Annotated in this window: 26 protein-coding genes and 1 pseudogene; 2 read left to right on the top strand and 25 right to left on the bottom strand. The window is 43.3% G+C overall.

What is annotated here, in order from left to right:
• Positions 1–55: 55 nt before the first annotated feature.
• On the bottom strand, positions 56–712 hold the full coding sequence (locus M3206_RS09600; RefSeq protein WP_251312301.1) for an N-acetylmuramoyl-L-alanine amidase: 657 nt from the start codon (positions 710–712) through the stop codon (positions 56–58).
• A gap of 298 nt (positions 713–1,010) precedes the next feature.
• Between M3206_RS09600 and M3206_RS09595 the strand changes: the two genes are divergently transcribed.
• Together M3206_RS09595 and M3206_RS09590 are read left to right on the top strand one after the other, a co-directional pair.
• On the top strand, positions 1,011–1,448 hold the full coding sequence (locus tag M3206_RS09595; RefSeq protein ID WP_251312300.1) for a MarR family winged helix-turn-helix transcriptional regulator: 438 nt from the start codon (positions 1,011–1,013) through the stop codon (positions 1,446–1,448).
• 72 nt (positions 1,449–1,520) lie between these two features.
• Positions 1,521–3,122, top strand: coding sequence for an MDR family MFS transporter (locus M3206_RS09590; protein WP_251312299.1), 1,602 nt, complete (start codon positions 1,521–1,523; stop codon positions 3,120–3,122).
• 30 nt (positions 3,123–3,152) lie between these two features.
• On the opposite strand, the gene M3206_RS09585 is transcribed toward M3206_RS09590, so the two are convergent.
• From M3206_RS09585 to M3206_RS09470, 24 genes and pseudogenes are all read right to left on the bottom strand, one after another.
• Positions 3,153–3,989 (bottom strand): GNAT family N-acetyltransferase, encoded by an 837-nt coding sequence (locus M3206_RS09585; RefSeq protein WP_251312298.1) that lies wholly within the window; start codon positions 3,987–3,989, stop codon positions 3,153–3,155.
• 100 nt (positions 3,990–4,089) lie between these two features.
• On the bottom strand, positions 4,090–4,728 hold the full coding sequence (locus M3206_RS09580; protein ID WP_251312297.1) for a response regulator: 639 nt from the start codon (positions 4,726–4,728) through the stop codon (positions 4,090–4,092).
• Complete coding sequence (locus M3206_RS09575; RefSeq protein WP_251312296.1) at positions 4,725–6,551, bottom strand: GAF domain-containing sensor histidine kinase; 1,827 nt, start codon at positions 6,549–6,551, stop codon at positions 4,725–4,727. The genes M3206_RS09580 and M3206_RS09575 overlap by 4 nt, the downstream gene beginning before the upstream one ends.
• 154 nt (positions 6,552–6,705) lie before the next feature.
• Positions 6,706–8,064: a magnesium transporter gene (gene mgtE, locus M3206_RS09570; RefSeq protein ID WP_251312295.1), complete on the bottom strand. Its 1,359-nt coding sequence runs from the start codon at positions 8,062–8,064 to the stop codon at positions 6,706–6,708.
• 174 nt (positions 8,065–8,238) lie between these two features.
• Positions 8,239–8,640: a DoxX family protein gene (locus M3206_RS09565; RefSeq protein ID WP_251312294.1), complete on the bottom strand. Its 402-nt coding sequence runs from the start codon at positions 8,638–8,640 to the stop codon at positions 8,239–8,241.
• A 155-nt stretch (positions 8,641–8,795) separates the two neighbouring features.
• Entirely contained in the window at positions 8,796–9,545 is a 750-nt protein-coding gene (map, locus tag M3206_RS09560; protein WP_251312293.1) for a type I methionyl aminopeptidase, read from the bottom strand.
• A 283-nt stretch (positions 9,546–9,828) separates the two neighbouring features.
• Positions 9,829–10,434, bottom strand: a complete 606-nt coding sequence (locus M3206_RS09555) for a TVP38/TMEM64 family protein (protein ID WP_251312292.1) — start codon at positions 10,432–10,434, stop codon at positions 9,829–9,831.
• 358 nt (positions 10,435–10,792) lie between these two features.
• Positions 10,793–11,398, bottom strand: a complete 606-nt coding sequence (locus M3206_RS09550; protein ID WP_251312291.1) for a class II aldolase/adducin family protein — start codon at positions 11,396–11,398, stop codon at positions 10,793–10,795.
• Positions 11,399–11,414: 16 nt separating this feature from the next.
• Entirely contained in the window at positions 11,415–12,644 is a 1,230-nt protein-coding gene (otnK, locus tag M3206_RS09545) for a 3-oxo-tetronate kinase (RefSeq protein WP_251312290.1), read from the bottom strand.
• A gap of 23 nt (positions 12,645–12,667) precedes the next feature.
• A complete protein-coding gene (locus tag M3206_RS09540) occupies positions 12,668–13,597 on the bottom strand; it encodes an NAD(P)-dependent oxidoreductase (protein WP_251312289.1) in 930 nt (309 codons plus the stop codon).
• A 56-nt stretch (positions 13,598–13,653) separates the two neighbouring features.
• A complete protein-coding gene (locus tag M3206_RS09535; protein ID WP_251312288.1) occupies positions 13,654–14,322 on the bottom strand; it encodes an aspartate/glutamate racemase family protein in 669 nt (222 codons plus the stop codon).
• A gap of 50 nt (positions 14,323–14,372) precedes the next feature.
• The gene (locus M3206_RS09530) at positions 14,373–15,188 is read right to left on the bottom strand and encodes an energy-coupling factor ABC transporter ATP-binding protein (RefSeq protein WP_251312337.1); all 816 of its coding nucleotides are present in this window, start codon (positions 15,186–15,188) and stop codon (positions 14,373–14,375) included.
• Between the two features lie 8 nt (positions 15,189–15,196).
• A complete protein-coding gene (locus M3206_RS09525; protein ID WP_251312287.1) occupies positions 15,197–16,060 on the bottom strand; it encodes an energy-coupling factor ABC transporter ATP-binding protein in 864 nt (287 codons plus the stop codon).
• Complete coding sequence (locus tag M3206_RS09520) at positions 16,057–16,806, bottom strand: energy-coupling factor transporter transmembrane component T family protein (protein ID WP_251312286.1); 750 nt, start codon at positions 16,804–16,806, stop codon at positions 16,057–16,059. The genes M3206_RS09525 and M3206_RS09520 overlap by 4 nt, the downstream gene beginning before the upstream one ends.
• A 125-nt stretch (positions 16,807–16,931) precedes the next feature.
• The gene (locus M3206_RS09515; RefSeq protein ID WP_251312285.1) at positions 16,932–17,552 is read right to left on the bottom strand and encodes an ECF transporter S component; all 621 of its coding nucleotides are present in this window, start codon (positions 17,550–17,552) and stop codon (positions 16,932–16,934) included.
• A 14-nt stretch (positions 17,553–17,566) separates the two neighbouring features.
• Positions 17,567–19,084 (bottom strand): amidohydrolase family protein, encoded by a 1,518-nt coding sequence (locus M3206_RS09510; protein WP_251312284.1) that lies wholly within the window; start codon positions 19,082–19,084, stop codon positions 17,567–17,569.
• 49 nt (positions 19,085–19,133) lie between these two features.
• A complete protein-coding gene (locus M3206_RS09505; RefSeq protein ID WP_251312283.1) occupies positions 19,134–20,108 on the bottom strand; it encodes a nucleoside hydrolase in 975 nt (324 codons plus the stop codon).
• Between the two features lie 131 nt (positions 20,109–20,239).
• Entirely contained in the window at positions 20,240–21,064 is an 825-nt protein-coding gene (locus tag M3206_RS09500) for a BtpA/SgcQ family protein (protein ID WP_251312282.1), read from the bottom strand.
• 93 nt (positions 21,065–21,157) lie between these two features.
• The gene (locus M3206_RS09495; protein WP_251312281.1) at positions 21,158–21,997 is read right to left on the bottom strand and encodes an SDR family NAD(P)-dependent oxidoreductase; all 840 of its coding nucleotides are present in this window, start codon (positions 21,995–21,997) and stop codon (positions 21,158–21,160) included.
• Positions 21,998–22,144: 147 nt separating this feature from the next.
• Entirely contained in the window at positions 22,145–22,825 is a 681-nt protein-coding gene (locus M3206_RS09490; protein ID WP_251312280.1) for an MBL fold metallo-hydrolase, read from the bottom strand.
• A gap of 459 nt (positions 22,826–23,284) precedes the next feature.
• Positions 23,285–24,301 (bottom strand): LacI family DNA-binding transcriptional regulator, encoded by a 1,017-nt coding sequence (locus tag M3206_RS09485; protein WP_251312279.1) that lies wholly within the window; start codon positions 24,299–24,301, stop codon positions 23,285–23,287.
• A gap of 615 nt (positions 24,302–24,916) precedes the next feature.
• Positions 24,917–25,425, bottom strand: a pseudogene (locus M3206_RS09480) (DUF402 domain-containing protein).
• Positions 25,426–25,710: 285 nt separating this feature from the next.
• On the bottom strand, positions 25,711–26,100 hold the full coding sequence (locus M3206_RS09475; protein ID WP_251312278.1) for a hypothetical protein: 390 nt from the start codon (positions 26,098–26,100) through the stop codon (positions 25,711–25,713).
• An 85-nt stretch (positions 26,101–26,185) separates the two neighbouring features.
• A complete protein-coding gene (locus M3206_RS09470; RefSeq protein WP_251312277.1) occupies positions 26,186–26,641 on the bottom strand; it encodes a pyridoxamine 5'-phosphate oxidase family protein in 456 nt (151 codons plus the stop codon).
• Positions 26,642–26,644 lie beyond the last annotated feature (3 nt).

Here is a 26,644-nt window from a genome sequence, read left to right as displayed (position 1 = left end):
GCCTCATTATTTTGTTATGAGCAGGGTGGAACAATAAAATAGAACAGCAGAACCTCTAGCTATGTTCGATATAAACAGTAAAACCAGCCGCTTTCGCTTTTTCTGCAAGCTTCTGTGCGTTTTCCCGTGATGAGAACGCTCCAATCTGGACTTTAAAAAGGCTTTCTGGTGAAATTGCTGAATCCTTGAAAACTGCATGATTCACCCGCATTTTTTTTAGTTCGTATTGAACGTCGTCTAAAAAGAAAGGAAAGGTTTTATCATATTGATAAAAACAGTTCAGCGGGTCTGTTCTTCTCTCTGGATCTAGTTGAAAGTGTCCTTTGATGTGGGTATGTGGATCCCAATTGAATTTTTCACATAAGTACGCAAAGAACCAAACATAGCGGCTGTATGCTTCAGAAAAATGAATGGAAGAACCGTAACAAAGTTCCACACCAATCGCCCAATCATTCGCATCGGAAACATTCGCCCGAACATGCCACGCTTTCTCATGTAATGGAATAAGAACGAGGATTTCTTTATCGTCAATAAAAACATGAGCGGAAGCTTCTAGTTGTCTGCTGTTGAAATAATTAAAATTCTGCCGGGCTGTTGAATTAGGGTTCCCCGTATCGTGGGCGACTGTATAACGAGGGGTTCTGTTTCCTCCTGGACGCTGCTTCAGTTCCTTTTTAATATACTGGTTGGTGATGGGGTATTTCTCCTTCAAAATAGACACCTCCAAATGTGGATAGCTTTCTATATATAATTGTTTTTTTGCATAAAAAAAGAGCCATAACGGCTCGAATAGAGTTTTTATTACATTCCACCGGGTGGCGATTGAGTGGTGATGGCCCAGACCCAATAAGCGATTCCTACTAAAAAACCAAAACCAAGAAGCACAAAAAACAATGTTGAATTCTTCATCTTGTATTCCCCTTATCCCTTTCTTTACCCTTTTACTTTCTTTCTTATTAAATATAAATTATCATATACTAAGAGAAGAAACAAAAAGCAAGGGTGTTTATATGGATAAAAACGAACAGTCCCCATCAAGAAATCAATTGGAACGCAATTTGGAAATGAGTTTACGCAAACTTTTTCGGACACTTAGAAAAGGATTGAATGAGCTTTATTCTGATTATATTCCCAGCAATGAATTTGCAGTTCTACAGACCCTTTATAAGAACAGTCCTTTAATGGCCTCAGAGATCGCTAATGAATTAAAAGTTTCATCCAGCCATATCACTGCCGTTACGGATCGACTCGTTGGAAAGAACTACATTCAACGGGTACGTTCAGATTCTGACCGTAGAATTGTATATCTGGAGATTACAGAAGACGGCAAAAAGATTGCAAATGAGATGGATGAAATTAAAAACGAATATTTAGCTAAAAAGTTTATTCATTTAACAGAAGAAGAAATGAAACTTCTGATAGCTGCTTCTACAAAACTGCTTGATTAGTGAGGCAGTTTTGCTTTTTGCAGATACTTCACTTTATTAATTATTCGCATGATAAATAGGAGGAAACAGCTTATGGAGCATCTTGAATTAAAGCGGAAAATTATCATCATGATTTCTATTATGGCTGCCATGCTCTTTGCAGCTTTAAATCAAACGATCGTAGGAACTTCGCTTCCGAAAATCATTGCTGATCTTGGCGGCATTGAATATTATAGCTGGGTATTTACGATTTTCATGTTAACATCCAGTATTACTGCCATTTTAGTAGGAAAGCTATCCGATATATACGGCAGAAAACCTTTTATCCTTATAGGTATCGGTGTTTTCACTGTTGGTTCATTGCTTTGCGGTATTTCAAACAGCATCCTTGAACTTATTCTTTACCGAGGAATCCAAGGTTTTGGCGGAGGAATGATCATGTCTACAGCTTTTACAGCTGTTGGGGATCTATTTTCTCCACGTGAACGAGGAAAATGGCAAGGGATCATGAGCAGTGTTTTTGGGTTGGCGAGTGTCTTTGGCCCAACTCTTGGCGGCTATATCGTGGATCATTTTCATTGGCACTGGGTCTTCTGGATTTTCCTTCCGTTCGGTTTAGTAGCTTTTGCCGCTATTTATTTTCTCTTTCCATCTGTGCAAAGAAAAGAAAAAGAATCGATTGATTATACCGGGTCACTGCTTTTAACGATAACCGTCGTACCCCTCCTGCTCTCGTTCACATGGGCTGGAAGTCAATATGAATGGCTATCACCAGAGATCCTAGGACTGTTTGGTGTCACAATCGTTGCGTTCTTTTTATTTATCCGTACTGAAAAACGTGTTAAGAGTCCCGTACTTCCTCTTGGTATGTTTAAAAATAAAGTTTTTACCATCTCAAACATTATCGGGTTATTTTTAGGAGCAGGTATGTTTGGTTCCATCATGTATATGCCGTTCTTTATTCAAGGCGTTATGGGCACATCAGCAACAAGGTCCGGATTTGTTATGATGCCATTGACACTTGCGATGGTGGCAGGAAGTACAATCAGCGGTCAGATTATAACAAAGACTGGAAAGTACAAGAAACTGGCACTCTTAGGATTGTTTATCATGGCTAGCGGGATGACAAGCATGCATTTCATGGACACGGAAACGACGAATATGACCGCTACACTAAATATGATTCTTGTTGGAACAGGCCTTGGCGTAACGTTCCCCATCTTTACATTAACCGTTCAAAATGCGGTTGACCATAAATATTTAGGGGTCTCCACTTCTTCGGTACAGCTTTTCCGTCAGTTAGGTGGAACAATCGGTGTTTCGATCATGGGCAGTGTCATGAACAATAAACTGGCAGATCATTTTAATGAACAATCTCAAAAACTAATCGCTTCTACCCCAGATGTCACTCCTCAGATGAGTGAACAAATTAAGGAACTGGCGAATCCTCAAGTATTATTGAATCAAGAAGCAGTGATGGCAAAGTTCAGCAACTTGCCTCCAGAGTCTGTAGTTTTCCTAAAAGAAGTTATGGAAATACTGCGTGAATCATTAAGCTATGCTTTAAATGGTGTTTTCCTGACAGGAGCGCTCGTAATCGGGACCGCATGGCTGTTAACGCTATTCTTCTTAAAAGAGATACCGCTAAGAACATCTAACGAAAGTAAAGCAGAATTAAAAGATCAATCGGCATAAAGTAAAGACGGCAGAAAATCTGCCGTCTTTTTATTTAACAAATGATTCCTGAGTCGGATTGTTCTCTGGAACAGTCATATGAACAGGAAAATTCATACTCCATATCCCGATATCTTTAAATCCAAGCCTTTTATAGATAGAACCTGCTTTTGGATTATCGTAGAAAAGACAAAGTGTCTTTCCTTCTGAAAGTACATCCTGACAAACTGCTTCCATACAAGCGGTCGCAAGTCCCTGGTTTCTTTTTTCAGGATGTGAACATACCCCAACGATCATAGCGGATAACGAATTTTCTGCAGTGGTTGAAGCGCAAGAAACAATGATATTCTCATCCTTCATAAAATAGGTCCGCCCCGTTTTTGTTTTCAGCGCCTGTTCCAAACTATGTCTAGCAGTCTCTCGAATCGTAAATTCTTTGATCTGTTTCTTCAGTTCTAGTAAGGAATCCACATCTTGAATAGTTGCTTGCTGGATTCCCTCTCGGCTTCTGTTTTTATTTAACAGACTGTCATCTTTTAACTCAGCAAAATACATTTCTTTTGTTCGATTAAACGTAACATATGGACGGAACTGTTCCGTGATCTCTTTTTTTCCTGAGAGCATCTCATAGTTTTTGTCTTTACTAATAATCTCTGAAAACCCTTCGGCATGAATGGCTCCTTTTGAATAAGGCAAATAGTTCCCCATGTAGCGGAGCAGAACCCCTTGTAATTCTCCTGCTTCGTCCTGGTCTACCCAGATATCCTGAAAATCAGTTTCATAGCCAAAATTCTCTATATCTCCAATAATAAATAGATTAAGAGCGGGTTCATCACTCAAATAATTCATTATTTTCTCATGCAACGTCTGATCTGCTTTAATTATCATGTATCTGTGCCCCTTCCATATGTTTCTATTTATTTTAACGTCCTTAAAGGAAAAAGCAACAATTTTTTCCATAAAAAAATAAACCAGTCGATGGACTGGTCTACATGGAGACGAGATGGTTTTGAACGGCATAGATGACAGCTTGGGAACGGCTCTTAACTTCTAGTTTTTTATAGATTTTACTGACATGAATCTTTACGGTTTTATCACTGATGAAGAGCTTGTCCGCAATCTCCTTGTTACTAAGCCCTTCTACTAGACCAACAAGCACTTCGTGTTCTCTCTCCGTTAAATTCGAGTCATCTTTTTTAACTTGGGTTTGCTGCAGATGGATATTTACAAGTTTTTTTGTCATACGCGGTGTGATCATTGACTCACCCCGATACGCAGCTTTTATAGCATCCACAACATGTTCAGAAGGAGCATCTTTCAATAAATACCCATCTGCTCCTGCTTTTAACGCAGACATTAAATATTCATCATGCGTGTACATCGTTAATACGAGTATGCGTGCATCAGGATTTCTTTGTTTAATCACGGCAGTTGTTTCGACGCCATTCATCCCCGGTAAGTTGATGTCCATAATGATTACGTCTGGCGATAATTCTTCCGTTAATTTTAATGCTTCTTCACCCGAGATCGCTTCACCAATAACTTCTATATCCTCTTCAAAAGATAAGATATTTTTTAATCCGTCTCTCAAAATAGCATGGTCATCTACGATTAATATAGAGATCATGGAATGTTAGCCTCCTTTGTTTCTAAATGAGGGATTTGAAGTTTAATTTCCGTTCCTTTTCCTTTGGCAGAATCAATATGAAGAGAAGCTCCCAAAGTATCAGACTGTTCATTCATGTTTAAAATGCCGTAATGTGGTTCTTGGCGAGCTTTAATCATGGACTCATAAAGAGAGAACCCAACGCCGTCATCTTTTATTCGAAAGGTAACTTGATCGGATGAATAACTCAGGATGATCGTCACCTTGGCAGCCTTTGCATGTTTCAAGACGTTTTGAAGACTTTCTTGGAAAATATCAAAGATTACTTTTTCGACCATCTGGCTCAATCTGCATGGTGTTCCACGCACTTGAAAATGAATTTGAATGGTATGCCCTTCTTCTTCAACCGATTGAATCTTCGCTTTAATCGCTTGATGAAGCCCGATCCTTTCAGTGAGATAGGGTCTTAATGCATAGATGGATTCTCGTAATTCTTTCAAACTTCCCCTCAGTTTCTCTGTACTTACCGCTACTAGTTGTTTTGTTCTTTCAGGCTTTTTAGTAAAAACACGCTGTGCGGATTCAAGCTGCATTACAGATCCCGCCAATGTTTGGGCGATCCCATCATGTATTTCTCGGGCTATACGATTACGTTCTTCTAATAAAATCCTTTTTTCCCGTTCAGAAATCAACAGTTTTGTTTTCCAAGCAACTGTCAATTGATTGGCCAAAGTCGACATAGATTGTGTATCAACAGCCGAAAAGGCATGCGTTCTTGTTCTGCCAGTAAGCAGTACTCCCAATATCTCTTCTTCCGTCTTTAGCGGTGCAATCATGACAGATTTTATAGACTCCGGAAAAAACGTGAATCCCCATTTATTGTTTTCATTTTTTTTATTACAAACATGCATAGAAGGTTTTGATTCCAACTGATCAAAAAATTCGCTGTAAATTCCCTCGTCAGACGAAAGCATGCCATTTTGATAAGCTTGTTTCCACGAGTTTCCGTCATACAGGAACAGCAGTACTGCATCCGTCCCTAGAAACTCTAAAAAGGGGAGCTCCGCCTCTTGCAGCCAGTCTTTAGACGGAAGATGCGCGTTTAGAGTTGTACTTATCTTATATAAAGCCTTCAGCCGGTTCCTCTCCTGATTCAGTCTCGCGATAAAAGATGAGATAAGCGCGAGTGCCACAAGCGGTGAAAAGAAAAAGATATAGGAAAATACATCAACGACACCGCGGTTTTGGCTCCCTAATAAGAACATTAACGTCATATATGCGATTGATAAAAGGGTAACAAGGCTCTCTGAGATGGTTTTGGTTTTCCACATTTTCAGAGGATAGGATTGCGGCCGAATAATCAAAAGTGTGTCAACGATCAGGTTATTTAAAATATAGAACAAACCCGCCACGAGAATCATTCTTATCTCTGCGTATCCAAAAGGACTCAACCACGTTTTGACGGAAAAAAGAAGGAAATCTGCAATATGAACAGCTCCAAAAAAACTGAGCATGAGCTGTGCTGGATTAAAAAGAACGATACGGAAAGGACGCTTATTCAATGCATGAACAAGACACACCATTCCTCCAAGTACAATAATCGTAATTCCCAAGCCATACAAAAGTTCAATGGTATAAAATAAAGGAAAACTTAATGCACTTAGTCCCTTCCATATAGGAATCGGAAAATTCTCTGTAATAAAAAGAAACAGGAGTAACGTAGAGAAAATGAAGAAATCAGGTGTAGTCGTGATCGAAAAAGCACTATAGATCCAAATCGTTATCCCGAATAAAATGATAGCGCTAACATATTTACTTGCTGCTGCCTCCCGTTTAAAACCCATTCTCCCCACCTTCTTTTTAAAAAAATTCAGTTAATTTATTATAACATAGCTATTCAGCAAACATTTTCATTAAAAAATGTGCTGAAATGTAAAAAATACCGAAATTGATCGAAAGGCTTGCGCCGCTGACCAATTTCGGTATCTTTTCACTATTTTATAAGAGTTTTGATAAAAACATAGTGGCTGTTCCAAAATAGACAAATAATGAGAAAATATCATTCAGTGTTGTAATCAAAGGCCCTGATGCAACAGCTGGGTCTACTTTTAAGCGATACAACAATAAAGGAATCAATGTCCCAGCAAGCGTTCCGATAATTAAGGTGAAGAATAGAGAACTTCCTACAACAAGCCCTAAAATGAGGTTGCCTTTCCATAAGAAAGCGACAATTGCAATGAGAACTCCGCATGTAATTCCGATAATAAGTCCTACACCAAACTCACGCATGATCAGCTTCATGATCGTTGCTCGGTCAATATCGTGTGAGACTAATCCACGAACAACAACGGCAAGGGATTGGGTACCTGTATTTCCGGTCATACCTGCAATCATCGGCATAAAATAGGTCAAGGCAACCGCTTTTTCGATGGTCCCTTCAAATGTGCTGATGATACTTCCAGATAAAATACCAATAAAGAGCAGCAGGATCAGCCAAGGCAGACGGCGATAAGAAGCTACAATCGCACTAGTCTGAAAGTCAATTGATTTACCGGTCGCTGATAGCTTTTCGATATCTTCATTTGCTTCTTCAATTAAGACATCAAGAACATCATCGACGGTAACAATCCCGATCAGCCTCTCCTGATCGTCAATAACGGGAACGGCAATGAAGTCATATCGTTCAATCGTACGTGCAACTTCTTCCTGGTCCATTTCTGCTGGTACAGCTATGACCCTGTTATACATGATGTCTTCGATCTTTTCATCCATTTCAGCAAGAAGCAGGTCTCTGTAAGAAACAACACCAACCAGCTTTTTTTCTTCATCAATTACATAAAGATAATAGATGTTCTCAGCAAATCCAGCAAAGGTTTTGAGCTTCTCAACGGCATCTCGAACCGTATAGACTTTTGGAATCCAAACAAAACGATTCGTCATGATTCCGCCGGCCGTATCTGAGTCATATTGCATCAAGCTCTGAACCGATTTAGATTCGTCTGCTTTCATGGAGGATAAAAAGTCTTGAATTTCGTTTACATCCAGATTACTAAGCAAATCCGCCAGATCATCATTTTCCATCAAGTTCATGATATGAGATGACCGTTCGATGCCTAATTTATGCAGAATCTCCATCTGAAGATCACTTTCAAGTTCTTGAATCAATGAGGCAATCTGTTTAGTCGTTAAGAACGTTACGAACTTATGCCTATGTTTTTCCGGCAAATCCTTATAGACATTTGCAATATCATAAGGGTGAAGTTCATCAATAAGCAGCTGAAATTCTTTTTTTCGAAGCTCTTTTAGGTTTTTGATTACATACAATAAAATCTGGTTTTCTGACATCTCTTTAAACAAGGAACGTCACCTCCTTATAAAATACTCATTCATTATAAGTGATTTTTCTATACATGACTATGAAAGAAATACAGTCTTTTTAAGCTTTTTTAACTTATTTATAGGATGACGATTTTCATAAAGAAAAAACCACCTGAAACAGATGGTTTTCTCCCTATTTTTTATTCTATTTCCCTATTTCAGCCATAAATAATCCAGTGAATAAGTACCCGCTCCCGTTAAAGCGACTCCTACCACTACTGATATAAGAACGAGATTGAATTCATATCCGTTAGCAGTTACCCAAAAACCGTTCTGCAAGTGAACTTTTAGGATAGCAACAAGCATAGTGGCGGCGATCAAAAGTGCTCCTATTTCTGTAAAAAGTCCTGCCGCGAAAAGCAATCCTCCTGCAAATTCTGCAAGACCTGCGATTAAGGCCATAGTATAACCTGGCTTTATACCAATGGATTCCAACCAGCTTCCTGTTCCTTTTAATCCATAGCCTCCGAACCAGCCAAATAATTTTTGCATGCCATGTGCTGCAAGAGACAGACCTACAACAAGACGAATAATAAGTAATCCTACTGATAACATTGTATAATACCCTCTTTCTGACGTTTATTTTTACTTACTTTATGTTAGTATATTACAACTAGTAACTTGTTTATGTCAAGTAACTTTTAAAAAATAATTATAGAAACAAAAGATAGCCGCATTTCTTATTAAAAGAATATGCGGCTAAATCATTTTTAAGCTTGTTCTGTTAAAATAATCGGTCCCTCTCTCGTTATAGCTACGGTATGCTCATATTGAGCTGACAGGCTTCCGTCAAACGTTAATGCTGTCCAGCCGTCTGAACCCATCGCTATAAATGGGAGCCCTTGAGTGAAAATGGGTTCGATCGTGATCACCATCCCTTCCTTTAATTTCATTCCTGAATTTCGTTCGCCAACATGATGTACTTCTGGTTCTTCATGTATTCTTCGGCCTATCCCATGACCGATGTATTCTCTCACGATGGAATATCCTTTTTGATAAGCATACGATTCGATCGCATATCCTATATCTCCTAGCCGGTTACCTGGCTGTGCCTGTTCAATTCCTTTATATAGGGCCTTTTTTGTGGCTTTCATTAACCGCTGTGATTCTGGCGTGATCGTTCCGACTCCATATGACCATGCGGAATCAGCCAACCAGCCATCCAGGTCCACAACAAAATCGACGGTAAGAATATCTCCGTTTTTTAATGGCTTACGATTCGGAAGACCATGGCACACCTCATTGTTCACGGATGCACACGTTGCGAAAGGGTAACCCATATACCCCTTTTGTGCAGGTTTTGCACCTCTTTCGTGAAGAAAGTCTTCCACAAACTGATCAAGCTCTGCTGAAGTAATACCAGGTTGTATTTTTTTACTCAAAGCTTTATGACATTCAGCAAGGATCGCTCCGGCACGTTTCATCTTCTCTATTTGTTTATCGGATTTAATCTCTACCAAACCGCCCTCTCCCTTCCTTTCTTAAACTATATTCGGAGGAAAAGTTCTGCGTGAATCATAAGTGCGGCTTGCTTTGTGTCTTGAAAAGATGTTTTACGGTACGTCTTTTTATATTTGTTACACGTTCGCTCAGAATTTCTGAGTTTCGCTCAACAATGCCAAGTTTCGCTCAAGAATCTCTCCCTGCGCTCAAACTTGCTCTAGTTTCGCTCAAGATCATCTTTTTTCGCTCAAAGTGCACTAGTTTTTAAAAAATACGCATAAAAAAACACCAAGCAATGAATCATGCCTGATGTTCTGATTGTTTTAATCGGGATTCTACCACTTTGCCGCCTAACCATAAAACAAAGATTCCAAAAACAATCAATCCTAACTTCAGCGGGCTTTTTAAAACATCTAAAAAGTCGTAGCCGATGAATGAGACGATGGCAATCATGACTAGTTTTCCAAGTGCTAAGGCTAAAAAGAACGTTTTTTTATGAATCCGTGAGAGTCCTCCCACAATATTTACGATTGCTGAAGGGGTAAATGGAAAACAATAGATCAAGAAAAGCATCCCAAATCCGTGACGTTCCATCCAACTCAGCATACGCGTTGTACTCGTATATCTGTTTAGAAAGTTCAAAAACCGTTTTTGACCATATTTACGAACCAACAAAAAGACAATTGAAGAACCTAAACAGACCCCTATCCAAGAGTAGATAAAACCTAACCAAAATCCATATGCAGCTGCATTACCTGCTACAAAAAGGAATAAAGGTAGGATTGGAATAAACGATTCCAACATAGGTAATAGAATGCCTGGTAAAAAACCAAGGTCCCTGTATTGATCAAGTAGTTTGAGTACGTTTTCTTCTGTAAAGTATTGCTGCCAGTTTTTCCAATCCATCGTTCGCTCACCCTTTTCTTCCTCATACCCTCATCGTTGCCATCGTTAACAATTTTAAAACTAGACTGAGGAAAAACAAAGAGTCTTTATATTCAATAATAAGTTATACTTGGCAGCTAAACTTAGTATTCATATTCTATTTAAATGGGCATTCATCTGCTGAATCAATGACCAAATTCCTCTCTTTACCAGAACATATAGCAAGTGTGTGATAAAACTCGTCTAATTCAAATAATCATTATTTTCGCATATCCAGGTTGCCTGAAAAACTGACTTCATTTACGCATTTCAAGTTGATATCAAATGAAAAGCAAATCCATCACTAAGGGCAGCTAACATGATGGACAAGAGGCTTACATCACTCGTACCTAGTCACTCCCGTAGCCAGCTTTCGAAGCTCCCAGGCAATATGCGCACTCTCCTCCAACTCTTCTAATGCATAAAATGCTTCCATGATTCCTTTTCCCGGTACTACCGGCCCATGATGGCTAAGCAGCCATCCGTCACTTGTATGGACGCGTTTATCGAAAGCATTGAACAATTCTTGACTGCCAGGTTTTTCGTAAGGAATGAGGCCGACTGTTCCCAGCTTCATTTTCAGGTATGGAGTATGATTGGGCATGCAGTCCGATTCATTCAGCCCGGAAAGGCAGCTCCAAAGTACACTATACGTACTGTGCACATGCAAAACGGCACTGGCATCCGGTTTTGCTTTGTAGACCGACAAGTGCAGTGGCCATTCTTTGCTTGGTTTTGTTTCATTCAATCGGACGCCTTCTATGTCGAGGACGGCAAACTCCTCCGGCTTCAGGTTTCCAAAACATGTCCCGGTAGCAGTTACATACATGTTCCCTTCATGCAGGAAACTCAGGTTCGCGACACTTCCAGTTGCTTTCCCGCGTTTAAAGAGATTGTTTGCGGTCCAGATCGCCTCTTTGATCTTTGTGTCTAATGTTTGCTCCATATATTCCCCTTCTCTCTTATGTTAACGATAAGGCTTGAAGGAAAAAATCGGATTTCCCGAAGTTTCCGCTTTTAAATACGACACGGATGCGCCGATCTTCAATCGGGATCATGACGGGCACGCCTGGTGAAATACTGTCCCCGATATGATATCCCTTATAACCAAGCCTTTTCCCCACGGCCCCGCTTGTTTCTCCGCCTGCCACAATGATCCTGTGAAAGCTGGCTTGAACCGCGCGTTCTGCTAATTCTGCCATTGCTTTTTCCAGCCTTTCTGCCACTTCTTCCTTGCCTTGCTGCTGAATATCCCGCACCTTCTCAGGTGTCTCGCTGCTGTAGATCAGGATGGATTCTCCTGAGTGCTGTGAAATCATATCCCATATTCTTTCGACCGATTCCTCACCTGAAAGCAGTTTAAGGGGGTCCATGAAATAGGTTCTGCCGCCTGACTGTTCGAATTCTTTAATCTGGTTCCGGGTCGCTTCACTGCAGCTTCCTGCTAAAAGGATAGCATGGGAATGAGAAGGGCCAAATCTGCCGGCTTCTCCATGTTCCTCATACATTTTCGCCAAAGGATATGCAAGACCGCTTCCGCCGGTGAGGAGCCTGAGACCCCCGAACACTTCAACTAGCTTTTCCGCGTCTTCTTCCTTCTCGTAATCCGGTATGAGATAGAAATGCGAATGTTCCCTTTCCAGTTTTACCAGTTGTTCATTCACTTCTTCTTCGCTTGCATCAGCCGGGATTTTCACACTGGGAAATGAACTTTGCGGATCCATTAAGCGGGCGAGATCACAATCCAGCATAGGCGTCAGCGGATGATTCTTCATCGGGCTCTCATGCAATGGAACCCCGTTTACAAATAAACACCCATTTCTGACAGTTCGGCCATTCACCGGAAGGGCCGGACATAGAATTGTATAAGGCACATTAAGCTCTTCCATAACCGCATCACAAATCGGACCAATATTTCCCTCGGGGGTAGAATCAAAGGTTGAACAGTATTTAATATAAAACTGTTTTGCCCCCTGTTCTTTAAGCCAGCGAATCGCCTCGAGGGAATCGCTGACCGCACCGTTTCGATTCTGGGTTCGGGTTTTCAAGGCTATGACACATACCTCAGCGTCAGGCGCTGCGCCGCTATCAGGCACCTCCGTATATAAAACGGTGCTGAGACCGCCCTTAACAAAAAAAGAGGCGATGTCGCTGCCGCCTGTAAAATCATCTGCAATTACTCCAAAGCGCAAACGGGACACCTCCTTATATTTTTTTAATTGACCAATTCAGCTTCCGCTTCCTGGTAGCTCTTCTTCCGTACCTTTACTCCGAGAAGATCCTCAAAGTAGCGGATCATCGCATGTTTATAGAAATCACCCTGACCGTTCTGCAGGGCAAGCTGATAAGTCTGCATCGTCCCACTCAAGGTTGGAAGCGGCACTTGGTATTTCATCAATACTTCGTTCATGCTTTCCATGTCCTTATAGGCCCGTTCAAGGGAGAAACTATGTTCGAAATTCCCTTCCAGCACCTTCGGAATCAATGTCTTTGATGCAAAACTCGATCCGGTTGCCGTCATCAATACGTCACCGAGCTTCTCGGGATCGAGCCCTAGCTTCACGCCTACCGGCAAAAGTTCGCTGAAGCTTGCGCAGCATATATTCAATACGCAGTTATTGATCATCTTGGTCAGTTGTCCGGCACCGTGATCTCCCATATAGAGGATTTGTTTCCCCATCCGGTCAAGCATTGGCTTAATCGTATTGAACAGTTCCTCGCTTCCGCCGCACATGATGGTAAGCGTTCCTTCGACCGTCGTTCTCGGATGACCGGAAATCGGGCAGTCCATATATTCAACGCCTTTCTCCCTGCAGGCTTCCGCGATTTCGACGGCCCCCAGATAGCTGATCGTGCTAAAATCAACAATCGTTTGTCCCGGCTTCATATGATGCAGCACACCTTTTTCCCCGACGATCACATTTTTGACAATCTCCAGGTCCGGCAGGCAGAGGAAGAGATAATCACTGTCTGCAGTATCAAGGATGTTATTGGTGGTGGTGATCCCCTGTGAAGTAAATTGCTCCAATGCAGCGGGGTTTGCGTCGCACACGAGGTACTCATACTCCCCTTCTTTTTCACCTTTTGCAAGGTTGAATGCCATTCCCGTTCCCATTACGCCTAATCCAACAAAACTCACTTTCATTGAAAACTCTCCTTTTTTATTTCGATTTTATGCCAGACCGGATTGGTTTTACTTATCTACGTGTTTACTTTATCCTGTGCCAATACACGGATGATCTCGTTTACCGCTTCTTTCGGACTCGTTAACACCGGCAGGCCTAACTCACTCGTTTCATCTTCTGCGCAAGCCTGAGTGATCTGGGCAAGGATGATGACTTCGCATCCTCTTTTCTGAAGTTCCGCTGCCGCCAGACGGTTGAGCTGATTATGTTCTTCTTCGTCCCCGGCCTTTAAAGCCGTCATCGCCTGCGTGACGATCTCTGTTTCCACTTCAATGTCTTGGCCCCATTCACCCGCAAGCTTTACGAGCTGGGCTTTTGTTGCCGGTCCTGATGGGGCGGTTGTGGCGACGACGCCTATTTTCCTGTGATGGGTAACGGCCTTTTCGAGCATCGGGCGGTCCACCGCAAAGATCGGCACGGATATAAACGGCTTCACCGTATCAACGACAGGCGTCAGGACGGTGCAGGCTACAAGGATTGCATCCACTCCCGCTTCCTGGGCTTTGCCGGCCATATGGACAAAATCCCGGAATAATTTATCATCGAGCCCGTTGATCCGGTTAGCGTGATACTGAATATTTTCGTCAACAAAGTTTAAAACGGTTACGTCCGGAGCCAGCTGCTTGAATGCTGCATTCAAGGCTGGTACGGCGTTGCAGGTTGCATGGATAATTCCTATTTTCATATAGATTCTCCTCTATTCTCAGTAGTCAGAGAGTTTCATAGTGTGACCATTTACAGTGTAACCTTCACCATACTTGAAGTTTTTTTTAACACATCGATCATTTGATTGATGTCCAGTACTTTGTCACTGAGATTCAATGTATGACACAGCCTGCTGATATGCGGCTGTTTCAGCATCGCTTCCTCCAGTACACCGTGGTTCCAGAAGACATCCTGCTTATGACTGTCGAGGACGACTCTTTTATTAGCCATTACGATGACGCGTTCAAAGTTGTTCACGACGAACTCCATATCATGTGTGATCGTGATAATCGTTTTCCCTTCCCTGACCAGTGCATCTATGATGACGCCCAGCCGCCCGATCGCTTGAGAGTCCTGGCCGGCTGTCGGCTCATCAAGGATGATCGTATCTGTATCCATCGCAATGACAGAGGCGATCGTGACAAATTTCTTCAGGGAATATGGCAGGTTATACGGATGCACATCCAGGAACTGCACAATCCCGGTCAGTTCCGCTGCCTTCATGACATTCTCTTCTATCTTCTCCTCTGAAAATCCAAGGTTCTTCGGGCCGAACCTTATCTCACTCTTGACCGTTTCGTGGAAAATCTGATCATCAGGGTTTTGGAAGACATATCCGACCTTTCTGGAAATCTGAGCTGTTGTATAGTCCTTTGTATTCAAGCCGTCGATGATGACATCACCCTCTGTCGGCTTTGTCAGACCATTCATCATTTTCACAGTGGTCGTCTTGCCCGCCCCGTTTTGTCCGACAATGGCCACGGATTCGCCCTTTTCGAAAGACATGCTGACATTCTCAACCGCTTTGAAACCGTTTGGATAACAATAGGTCACGTTATTCAGCATTAAGTAACTCATGCTTTCACCCCCTGGAATTCCATCCACTGCTTCATCACGCTAACGGAATCACCTTCTGTGATGGGAATCCTTTCCGTGTGCATATGCTGTTTCCGCATCGCCAAATCCAGCAGCGTATACTGGGTCAGTCCCAATCCGAAGTCCTGTGTGGCTTCGTCCGCAAGCACTTCTTCAGTTCTTCCCTGCTTCTTGATTTCTCCGTCTTGAAGCACGATTACATAGTCCGCGTATTCCGCGATCAATTCGATCTTGTGCTCGACCAATATAATGGTCTTCCCTTTTTTCTTCATGATATCGATGACCCTGAATATTTCCTCGGTACCTTGCGGGTCAAGCTGTGAAGTCGGTTCATCAAAGATGAGGATATCCGGCTCCATGACGATGATCGATGCCAGCGCCACCCTTTGTTTCTGTCCGCCTGACAGCTCATTCGGATTTTTGTCCTGGATATACCCGATCCCGAGCAGTCCGATGATGTCCTGAACCCGCTGCCTGATGACGTCCACTTCCACCCCGAGGTTCTCAAGTCCGAAAGCGATCTCGTCAAACACCGTTTCCTTCACGCCGCTGATTTGGGTAAATGGGTTTTGAAACACAAACCCGACTTTCTGCGCAAGATCACTTGGATCCCAGTCCTGGACATCCTTCCCCTCGATCAGCACTTTCCCGGTTCGTTCCCCCTTGAAGAAGTGGGGGATGAATCCGCGGATCACATTGCAGAGTGTCGTCTTCCCTCCGCCGTTCACCCCGGCGAGCGCATAGAACTTCCCGCTTTCGATTGTAAGATTCAGGTTATGAAGCACTTCTTCACTGCCGGTAGGGTACTGGTATGAAAGATTCCTGATTTCAATGGCACTCATAAGAAAAACCTCCCGATCAAGATTGACACAACGGCGATCACGAGCAATGCCCTTACCACATGATCACTTTTCGTCTTTTCCAAATGGTGCAGGCTGGTCTTTTTCGTCCGGGCGGTAAACGCCCTCGATTCGAGCGTGATGGCTTTCTCGTCTGTACTTGAGAATGAAGACAAGATCAGCGGGGTCAAGGCCGGTACAAATGCTTTCATCCGGATAGTGAGGCTCCCTTCTGTTTCAACACCGCGCGTTTTCTGTGCATCCATGATCCGCAGCAGCTGCAGCCTCATTTCTGGGATGATATTCAGGGCGGCCGACAGGACATAGGTCGCTTTTGGCGAGATGCCCATCAATTCCAATGCCCGTGATAAATCATTGATTTTGGTGATCTGAAAGAATAATACAATGGAAGATCCGATTGCCAAGATCTTGGAAGTCAGCTGCAAGCTGAAATGGATTCCTTCTTGTTTAATGGAGAATATGCTCCAGGACCATAAGACGGTATCTCCCGGATAGAAAAATGATTGCAAAAGAAAAATCATGACAACAATCGGGACCAATCCTTTTAGGACGAAATTTACATACAGCTTGGTTTTTCCTGCAATCAACGCAATCACCAGACACAGCACGGGGACCATATAAGAATAAAGATATCCTGGCAGCAGCAGCGGGGTCATCATCAAACAGAAGGCAAACAAGAATTTAGTCGTCGGATAAAGATTCAGTATGAATTTTCCCGGTCTTTCCATACATACAACTCCCCTTTCATCTGTTGGTTCGTATTCATTCGGCAATCCTTATAAATCCTGATGTATAAAGGTGGGGGTGAAGGATGCAAGACCGAAGTCGGACCGGCATGATCACCCCGTGCATGTTAAGCTCCTATTTTGCGGTTGTGCTTGTTTTGGTTCATGTTCAGATATAAGTGTCCATATTTTTGTTTCGACAGGTATTGATCTGACATCTTCCGGACAATCATATAAGCGACCATGATCGAAAGGATTTTGTCGATACTTTCAACAAATATCTTCTGTGTAAAAACGGATGCCCAGATCTCTTTGCCTGAAGCTAAAAGAACGGCAGTGATCGTATCGGATCCGGTACCTGAAGCTCCGCCAAACACGATGACCGTTGTCGGGGTGGCGATCAAGATGGCAACGAGGGCGACGATGAATCCTGTGAAAGCAGTCTTCCAGGCATTTTTCGTGAATCCCTTTTTGGCCATGAGGCCGACCACAATCCCGGAAGCCATGGCAACCGGCATGAATGCCAGCTGAGTCGGGTTAAAGATTCCGAAGATGAGCTTCGAGACCCCTCCGGTCACGGCGCCCACCCAGGGACCTGCTACCATCGCGACAATCATGGTGCCGATCTGATTCAAGAAGAGAGGGATTTTTAAGATCTCAACCAATTCTCCGGCAACGACATTGACTGCAACACCAATGGGAATGAGCAAGATGGAAATAAGCGTAAAATCTTTCTTGAAATTCTTCATGATACATCCTCCTATTAATGGGACTTGCCGATTTCTTCTAACATTCCATGCTCATCAGCAGCATCCACACTGCTGAATGTTGAATCCTTCCCAAAACCCGAATGAAACTTTTTATACATCCTGGTGAAATGAGGCTCTAATGCATTCGCCAGAGAAAGACTCTCCCGGCTCTTTTCAAAAAGGGATTTCTGTCTTTCATTCACCGATCGCAGAAGAGCTTCTTCATCGATTAAGACCATTTTGCGTTCCTTTAGAACCCATTCGCCCTTGATCATGACCGAATCGACCGAGCTTCCATTCTCGTAATACACAAGCTGGGCATATAGATCGGTGCCCACCGCCAGTGCGGGTGAGCGCCTGCTCAGTAGGACGAGATCTGCTTCATACCCCTGTTTGATCCTGCCCCGCTTCTCTTGGCCCAATAAACGGGCGCCGCCGACTGTCGCCATATTTAGTACATCCTTTGGCTGCAGCCATTCCCCGAAATCTGGCTGTTCCTGTCGGCTGTGTATGACTGCGATCCTCATGGCTTCAAATAGATTGTGGGAGATTCCGCAGTTGGAGGAATCGGTCCCTAGCGCCACGTTCATCCCTTTTTGCAGATATGAACCTATCTTCGCCCTCCCGCTTCCGAGCATCATATTGCTGACTGGGTTATGAACAAGAGAGACACCATGCTCAGCAAGTACCCCTGCCTCCTCATCGTCAATCCAGATGGAGTGGGCGCCGGACAACCTCCTTGAAAGCAATTGCTGATCACGTAGTCTGCCGATGATCCCGTCTGGAAATGCAGCATCTCCTACTTCCTTTTGAATCCTTGTTTCGAGGAGATGAGTATGAATATGGGCTCCTCTTTGTTCACTTAATTCCTTGCATAAAGCCAGCATGCCTTCTGAACACCGCTGCGGAGCGTTGGGGCCCAGCAGGATTTGTATGTTCTTTCGACCATGCCATTCTTCGAACAAGGAGTGATAAAACACTCTCATGCCATCAACGGATATCGGTGTTGCTTCGTCAAGCTTCCGCCTCAACTCGTCAGGTAAATCGACTGGCAGGAAGTGATGATCCGGCACATCATGCATCATCGGGGCAAATCCTACCCTTATTGATGCAGCCTCATATGCTTTAAGTGCAGCTCCGGATCTTCTGATATGCGGAAAATGGTCGATACAGCTGGTCACTCCGCTTTTAATCATATCGATCATCCCTAACAGGACGGCATTTGTAATATCTCCATCTTCAAGCGAATAACCATATGCGGTTGTATAAAGAGACCAGATTTCCAATGGAAAATGGCTCGTCGTCCCTTTCAACAGGTTCGAATAGGAATGATAATGAGCATTTGTCATACCGGGCATGATCAACATGTCAGATCCATCGATTGTTTCTTCAGCGGCGATCCGTGGTCCGCTCCCTGGCTGGTGCGGAATCACCTTTTTGATGATCCCGTTTTCCACCAGCACACTGCCCTCTATGATTCTGTCATCATCATCCATCGTCATGATGACGGCGTTTGTAATCAGAGTTGACATGTCGTCACTCCTTTAGTTATCAGAATAGTAAGATATCGTGCAAGACAGGTTATTTTTGCACTTCGGCCACTTTTGTTTCCAGGGTCGAAATACGTTCTGCAAACCTTCGCGCCAGCGTCTCTCCGTCCACATCCATCAGGATGGTTGTATTGGGTTCTGAATGCCCCCACTGGCCGGTAAACTCGGTGACAGTCTGACCTGATGTAAGATTCCCCGCTGTTTCGATCGAAACAAACGCAGGCACCTCCTTGTAGAGCTCCGGCCAGAGCGAATAGGCGACGGCCGGTACGTCATTAAAGAATACGCCGGTCTCCGTTTCCGAGGATTGCTTGGCAGTAATGTATGCCTGGCGCCGGAATTCAGCGGCCTCGAGGAGAAAAGCCCCCGGACGGGTATCCGCCTGCCTGATGCACTCCAGATTTTCCTGCGAGATCCTCACCTTCGTACATACATCGAGACCCACCTGGACGACCGCAACACCCGAATCGTATACAGCCCTTGCAGCCTCAGGATCCGCTGCCAGATTGAAGGACGCCACCGGGGAATAGTTGCCGGCTGTACGGACTGCACCGCCCATCACAATCACTTTTTTCAACTTCTGCGCGATACCGGGGTCTATAGAGAGAGCCAGCGCCACATTTGTCAGCGGACCGATCGCCAGAATCGTGATCTCGTTCGGCGCTTCGTTACAGAGCCTCACCATCTCCATTGCCGCGTATTCTCCCGCCTGGGATACTGTAGGTTTAGGGACCTCAACACCGCCGAATCCATTATCGCCGTGGATATGCTTGGCAAACTGCGGTTTACGAATGAGCGGTTTGCTCGCCCCGCGATAAACGGGGATATCGGTCCTTCCTGCCAGTTCAAGCAGTGAAAGGGCGTTATGTGTAGCTGTTTCCACCTCGATATTTCCATGTACTGTTGTTAATGCTTCGATATGAAGTTCCGGTGACGCAAGCGCAAGATAGATTGCTGCAAGATCGTCCACCCCCGGATCTGTGTCAATGATGACTCGTTCTGCCATACTGTCAACTCCTCCTTCTATTAGGACTGTTTTGAAAGATTACTGCTTTTCGCAGATTTTGTAGGTTCTTCCGTATTCAGATGAAAGGGTGCCATACCTGTAATTCTTTTTATCTAGTTAAAATGATGCCCTTACACCAATAGGTGGTTTCTTTCTCTGTCCACGCCTTCACAGAAGCGGCGTGTTTTTTCTTCATCAACCGGGTTCGTCATGATGTCATCAATTTTCGCTCCGTATCCAAAGACAGCGCCATCCGCATATTTTAGTAGATTTGCCGTTTCTACTTTCATCCCGCTTCCAATGATGATCGGCACATCAGGAACTGCGTTTCTGACAGCCTCTAGATTTTCTACCGATGGCGGCTGAGCTGATTCCTCGCCTGCAAGGATGATGGCATCCGCCATCCCGCGATAAGCGGTATCACGGGCCAGCACATCGATGGGTCTTGCCGCCAGAGGAGCTGCGTGCTTTGTTTGAATGTCAGCGAAGATTTTGACTTTCTTCTCTAATCCCAGGAATTTACGATATCTCGCCACCAGATGCGCGGTACCGTTGATGAGTCCCTGATCAGTCACGTACGCATCCGTCAGGACGTTAAGTCTGATAAAATCAGCCCCGACTGTCCCAGCAACCGCCAATGCGGATTTCCATGAGTTCCTTAGGATATTGATCCCCATCGGAAGCTTCACTTCGCGGCGGATTTCATGGGCGATCAATGTCATAGCCGCCACTGTTTCAGGTTCCTCCGTTTCCGGATAAAACGGATAGTCATTGAAGTTTTCCACCATAACGGAGCTGGCTCCGCCTTTTTCAAGACTTTTCGCATCGCGCAGTGCCGCTTCCAGTACCTGATCGATGTTCCCTTCATACAGGGGTGATCCGGGCAGCGGTCCCAAATGAACCATCCCGAGTACCGGCTTTTCCACACCGAAGATATTAGTGAATGACTTTTTCATGATAATTCCTCCTCCTCCACTTTTCTACTTGCCGCTGTGTATATATGGATGACATCCCACTGATCTTTTCTATGAACCTAGTGATCTTGGGATTTATTCTTTACTTCCGAATGAAGCCAATTCTAAATCGATTTCGTCGAGCGAGAGTGCAACATCGGCATCCATGCTCGGCGCCCGGAGCTGGGACGTAAGGCCGCCGTCAATTGCAAGGATGTGGCCTGTTATATACGAAGCGTCGGGTGAAGCCAGGAACCGGACGCCCTGACCGACATCTTGAGGCATCCCGAGCCTGCCGAGTGGAATAAGAAGATCCGGTGAAGACTCATTCCCTACGGCTGTGCGGTTTTCCACCCACATAGAGCCCGGCATGACCGCGTTCACGCGGATTTTCCAGGGAGCCAGGTCAAGTGCCATCGCTCTGGTGGCTGCCTCGATCGCACCCTTCGTCGCATCATAAGCGACACGGTTCCGATGGGCGCGGGTCGCTCCCCCGGAACTCATATTGATGATGCTTCCGCCCTCACCTTGGCGGATCATGGCTCTTGCTGCCAATTGGCTGCAATGGTACAGGCCATTAAGGTGTATATTCATCAGGTTCTCCCACATCGCGAAGTCCGTCTTCAGGAAGTGTCTTTCCGACATCGGACCGTGCCCAATCCCTGCATTATTCACGAGTACATCAATTCCGCCTTGGAAACGGCGGGATTCCTCAAAGAGGTTCTTCACATCCTCACCTGAGGATACATCCGTATAAACGAATAGCCCCTCGCCTCCGGCTTCATTGATTTCCTGTACGCAGCCCTCACCCGCTTCAGTGTCAACATCGGCAACGACTACCGACGCACCCGCCTCTGCAAAAGAGAGGGCAATTCCGCGCCCAAGCCCCTTGGAACCGCCAGTCACGATCACACGCTGTTTGGTTTGCTCTTTCATATTTTCACCCCTCATGTAAAGTCCGTTCTCGATTTTGTTCCGAAAACCATTCCTGTATCCATTTCCACCTTTATCTTGCGTAATGACATTCATGTAAACCTTTTCATTTTCATGAACAGCACCCCGAATGCAGATCGCTTACCTGGTCTATTTCGCTAACGCTGCATCCTCGGCCAATTCAATCGTTGTATATTTCTCCAGTGTGTCAGTAAACCAATACTGTAAATCAGCTTTTCTTTCATGAAGATAAACCGGTTTCCCGTCCACAAGCTTCATCGGGATATCGTGTCCGGGAATTAAGATACTGTTCTTCTTCTTCTTCCATAATCTCCAAAGATAATCGATCGATTCTTGGCTGTCTAAAAGATTCAGTGTCATATCTGCCTCCCTTGATACAAGCTCCGCCCGGTTCTTAGCAGCATCTCCGCTAAATATCAGGTCATAATCGCCATTGTCTACGGTGTAGGCAAGGTGCCCTGGTGAATGTCCATCCGTCTGATGCGCTGTGATCCCGGGGACAATTTCTTCACGATGCACGACCTGCCGCATTTGTGAAGAAGCGTTTAATTCCCTCACATACAGTTCAGGGACATGCCATCCTCCAGGCGGCTCGTTTAATGCCCATTTCATATCCGCCTGCCCCACCACGATGGTCGCGTTAGGAAACAAAGTCCAATTTACACAATGATCCCAATGCGTATGGGTCAGCAAAACCATCGATATATCCTTTGGGGACAATCCTCTCGATTTGAGTTTATCCAGTATCAACGGTCTGACGCCGAAGCTGCCGACATCGATGATGATGTGTGTATCATTGTGGGACAGCAAGGTGACTGTGCTCCATCCCAGCCCGCCATGGGTGGAAGACTTTCCGGGAAATCCTTGAATAAATATGTTGTATTCGAACATGACGATCCCCTTTCCTATTGGAAGTGCACCGGATACAATCGAGATGTTTTATGGACATTTCAGACCAATAATAAAACGCTATATATGGAAACGTTTCCACAAAACATTCCCTTGATCCTATCCATCGATCGCTTACCAGGTGTTAATTCATCCGAACAACCGTCTAAATGTGTTTCATGGAGGTTTCTTTTACTCAAAAGGATGCTAAAGTGACTTCTTCTTGCTGTATTTCTCTATGAACATCTGTTAACACAAAAAAATTTGATTTAAATAGATGGAAACGTTTCCACTTATTTAAATCAAATTATACATACTCCGTCATTCAGTTTCAATCATTTTTTGAAAATTTATAAAATTATATTATTTAACGCTGCCGAATCAACGTTCACCGTTTATCGTCATCGTGGACTCCCTTTCGATCAGATCTGGATAAAACAGGACTGTTTCTTTAATGATTTGCTTTTCCTTAATGGCTTTCACCATGATTTCTATTGCCCTTTGACCCATTTCTTTAATGGGCGTACGGATAGTCGTCAGCATCGGATACAAAATTTCCGCATACTGAGAATCATCAAAGCCGACAACTGATAATTGCTCCGGAATGTTGATACCCAGTTCCCTTGCTGCTTTATAAACCCCTACAGCTATACTGTCGCTCCCCGCAAAAATCGCCGTCGGCCGATCGTCTTTCTGCAATAATTTCTTCGTATTCTCATATCCGCTTTGTATGTAAAACGTATCAAAGATCACATAGTCATCATTGTAAGGAATGCCCCGTTCATTCAGCGCCATCTTATAGCCCTTATGCCTTTCAACGGATGCATACGTTTCAGGATCCCCGCCCACAAAGGCAATATCCTTATGCCCTAAATCTAGAAGATGCCTCATCGCTTTATATGCCCCATCCACATTATCAACCACGACTTCATTGAGAATTAATTTTGGGAATTTCCCCCCTAATATGACAACCGGCAGCTCCGGAAAGTTTTCCTTCAATTCTTCTATATTTCCATCATCAACCTCTGGAGACGAAAAGATGATCCCATCGACACCTTTAGCAACCAACAGGTGGATATATTCCGCTTCTTTCTGCAAATTGTTATCCGTATTGCATAAAAAAATGTTGAATCCGTGGCTGTTCGCCCGGTCCTCGATTGTCCTGGTCAGATCGGAATAAAATATATTCTTTATATCAGGGATAATCAAACCTAGCGTCAAGGTTTGCTTCTTCTTCATGGCAGCAGCTACCAGACTCCCCTGATAGTTAAGTTTCTTAACTGCGCTAAGCACCTTCTCTTTCGTTTTTTCACTCGTATACCCGCTTTTATTCAGTACTCTCGATACAGTGGAAATCGAAACATTAGCCTCTTTTGCCACTTCTTTAATGGTTACCATTTCTGACACATCCTTATGGAAACGTTTCCTTATTTTTTCCTCAAAAACAAACTATTCTACAGAATTTGTCGATTTCCTTTTATTTTGTAGTGAATTGTTGTTAGAATTCTGCACACAATCATTAAACTCACCTGCAGCCACTGGTTCCAATCAATAAAGCAAAAAGCTATATTTCTACAAGTTTATAACTTTGCTTCTTCTTGTTCTTTCTTTATACGCTTGCGATTGATCTAACCACTTATATTTAAGGTCCAACAATGCTTCTTTTTCATTTAAATACTTTCTTATAAATGTTTAAGAGTCTTTTTAATTATTTTAAGTTAATCTGTGTTTACTAAAAAATAATAAAAAATATAAATGTTAGTAATAACCCTAACCACCCTTTGTGATTTTAGCTGATTACTAACACTGATATAGCAGATAAAAGAAAAAACAGCTTCATCAATTTATATCGAACTCCTAAATTTAATAATAATAAAAATGCCTATTTAACAACCTAACATTTATATCCATTACTGAAAAAATTAAATGAAAACCTAAATACAGGCCCTGATTTACCATTAACGTTTCCTTCGATTCCATCATCATGTCAGATGTTCCTGGAAGCTCTTCAGCTCATGGTTTATTCAACCAATAAAGAAGTTCAATATGTTTAAATTTATGATCAGACTCAGAAATGGCCTGAGGTAGAATAGTTTCAATGGAATCCATTAATAAACCTAGGGCATGTTTAACAGTACCGTTCTCAAACTGCTCTATAGGCTCAGGCAACTCATCTTCGTCTAATATAAAGAATTCACCATTAGGCAGCACCATAATATCAATGATCAAATCTTCAAAGCACACCAACTTATCAGTAAAATATGTATTTTTTACGATATTAAAATAGGAACCTAAATATTTCCCTTCACGATCTCTCCAGATGTATACATTATATGGACGGTCTCCCCAGTAATATGCGATTGTATAACTGCCTTCGGGAATGGTTAATGGCGTCTGATTTGCTACATAGTAAAGGAATTTAATATTCTATGAAATAGCACGAAGGTTTGATCTTGTGCCTTTAATAGTCTACAACTATATTCTATAACTTTGGAGTCATACCGTATCTTTCTTTCAATCATTTTATCCCCTTTTTGAATCGCCGCCTGATTATTCCTCCTTTATACTCTACACCATTCAATTAGTCTATCATTATAAGAAAACTTTCCTGATTCAAACAGCGCGTTCTTCAATATCCCCGTTGAACAAGAAACTAACCTATGAAAATCCATAGGTCAGTTTCAATGTCGTTTATACAAAACGCTCCCGAAAGCGGAACCCATTACGGTAGTATCCCTAAACTTTTATCGTAGTAGGTCCCGGCTTCTGTAACCAGTTTTCAGTTCAGCAAAATTTTAAAAAACACTCTATTTAGAAATCGAATGGGAGCTTATTTTTCTATTCCCCTTTTTACCGATTATGAGGATGCAACAAACAACTGAAAGCCCTGAAGCTAGGCCATAAAAAGAGTTCCCTTTTCCTAGTTCCTGTCCAAGGCCGTCTGGGAATAGGACCCAATATAAAAAAAGTGGTCCGTGAAGCAGAATTCCTGCTCCCGCTAAAACCTTCATCAGCCAAAAATAAGGTAGCCGTTTGAACGAAATCAAGACAGTGGCAATCCCCCAAAACAAAAGAAAGTAGCCCCATAAGCCCATACCTGAAACGGACTTCGTTTTTAATAGATCCGTTACAAAGAAAATACCGGTTAGGACCGATAACAATCCTGATAAAAGCAGCATACGAAAGGCAACAATCATAGCTCTCACCCTCTTTTCGGTATGATAAAAACCGCCTTAACATGTTATAAGACGGTTTCTGATGATGATTTATTCTCTTTATAGATTACTTCATAAGAGCTTCATATACCTTCTCATCCAGCTCTTTTGCTTTCTTTTCGTTATACGTTTTTTCATAGACAGGCTCTTGGACAATCTTAGCACCCCAGAACATGCTCTCAAAAACATGTTCAATGTCTACTTCGATCTTCGCAAGCTTAAGAGGGACATCTGCCATAGCGTTTTCAATGATATTCGCTTTCCCGTTGATCGAATACACGGTTTCCAGTCCGACAACTGTCAGCACAACACTCGGGTTCGCTTGAATGTTCGTAACGATTCGGGAATTGTTTGTAACGGTAAAACGGATTTTTTCTTCTGACAAACTCTTTACCCAAGAAATTGCATTTACAGATGGTGAATTTGTTTTTGCGTCAACTGTACCAAGTAATACGAGCTGCTCGCCTTGCAGGTGTTCAAACAATTCAGGACTTAACTTTGTTGGTGTTTCCTGTTTAGCCATATG

The organism is Fictibacillus phosphorivorans, assembly GCF_023715845.1.
Taxonomy (GTDB): domain Bacteria; phylum Bacillota; class Bacilli; order Bacillales; family Fictibacillaceae; genus Fictibacillus; species Fictibacillus phosphorivorans_D.
This window is presented reverse-complemented; position numbering and strand designations above follow the sequence as displayed.

Coding starts and splice junctions, on each gene's coding strand:
- M3206_RS09530 (WP_251312337.1), bottom strand. CDS start 15,188: ATGCTGAATAACGTGACCTATTGTTATCCAAACGGTTTCAAAGCGGTT.
- M3206_RS09470 (WP_251312277.1), bottom strand. CDS start 26,641: ATGGCTAAACAGGAAACACCAACAAAGTTAAGTCCTGAATTGTTTGAA.
- M3206_RS09485 (WP_251312279.1), bottom strand. CDS start 24,301: ATGGTAACCATTAAAGAAGTGGCAAAAGAGGCTAATGTTTCGATTTCC.
- M3206_RS09495 (WP_251312281.1), bottom strand. CDS start 21,997: ATGAAAGAGCAAACCAAACAGCGTGTGATCGTGACTGGCGGTTCCAAG.
- M3206_RS09540 (WP_251312289.1), bottom strand. CDS start 13,597: ATGAAAGTGAGTTTTGTTGGATTAGGCGTAATGGGAACGGGAATGGCA.
- M3206_RS09525 (WP_251312287.1), bottom strand. CDS start 16,060: ATGAGTGCCATTGAAATCAGGAATCTTTCATACCAGTACCCTACCGGC.
- M3206_RS09535 (WP_251312288.1), bottom strand. CDS start 14,322: ATGAAAATAGGAATTATCCATGCAACCTGCAACGCCGTACCAGCCTTG.
- M3206_RS09575 (WP_251312296.1), bottom strand. CDS start 6,551: ATGGGTTTTAAACGGGAGGCAGCAGCAAGTAAATATGTTAGCGCTATC.
- M3206_RS09580 (WP_251312297.1), bottom strand. CDS start 4,728: ATGATCTCTATATTAATCGTAGATGACCATGCTATTTTGAGAGACGGA.
- M3206_RS09475 (WP_251312278.1), bottom strand. CDS start 26,100: ATGATTGTTGCCTTTCGTATGCTGCTTTTATCAGGATTGTTATCGGTC.
- M3206_RS09500 (WP_251312282.1), bottom strand. CDS start 21,064: ATGAAAAAGTCATTCACTAATATCTTCGGTGTGGAAAAGCCGGTACTC.
- M3206_RS09565 (WP_251312294.1), bottom strand. CDS start 8,640: ATGTTATCAGTAGGATTACTTATTATTCGTCTTGTTGTAGGTCTGTCT.
- M3206_RS09595 (WP_251312300.1), top strand. CDS start 1,011: ATGGATAAAAACGAACAGTCCCCATCAAGAAATCAATTGGAACGCAAT.
- M3206_RS09520 (WP_251312286.1), bottom strand. CDS start 16,806: ATGGAAAGACCGGGAAAATTCATACTGAATCTTTATCCGACGACTAAA.
- M3206_RS09505 (WP_251312283.1), bottom strand. CDS start 20,108: ATGGCAGAACGAGTCATCATTGACACAGATCCGGGGGTGGACGATCTT.
- M3206_RS09555 (WP_251312292.1), bottom strand. CDS start 10,434: ATGGATTGGAAAAACTGGCAGCAATACTTTACAGAAGAAAACGTACTC.
- M3206_RS09585 (WP_251312298.1), bottom strand. CDS start 3,989: ATGATAATTAAAGCAGATCAGACGTTGCATGAGAAAATAATGAATTAT.
- M3206_RS09590 (WP_251312299.1), top strand. CDS start 1,521: ATGGAGCATCTTGAATTAAAGCGGAAAATTATCATCATGATTTCTATT.
- M3206_RS09550 (WP_251312291.1), bottom strand. CDS start 11,398: ATGGAGCAAACATTAGACACAAAGATCAAAGAGGCGATCTGGACCGCA.
- M3206_RS09510 (WP_251312284.1), bottom strand. CDS start 19,084: ATGTCAACTCTGATTACAAACGCCGTCATCATGACGATGGATGATGAT.
- M3206_RS09515 (WP_251312285.1), bottom strand. CDS start 17,552: ATGAAGAATTTCAAGAAAGATTTTACGCTTATTTCCATCTTGCTCATT.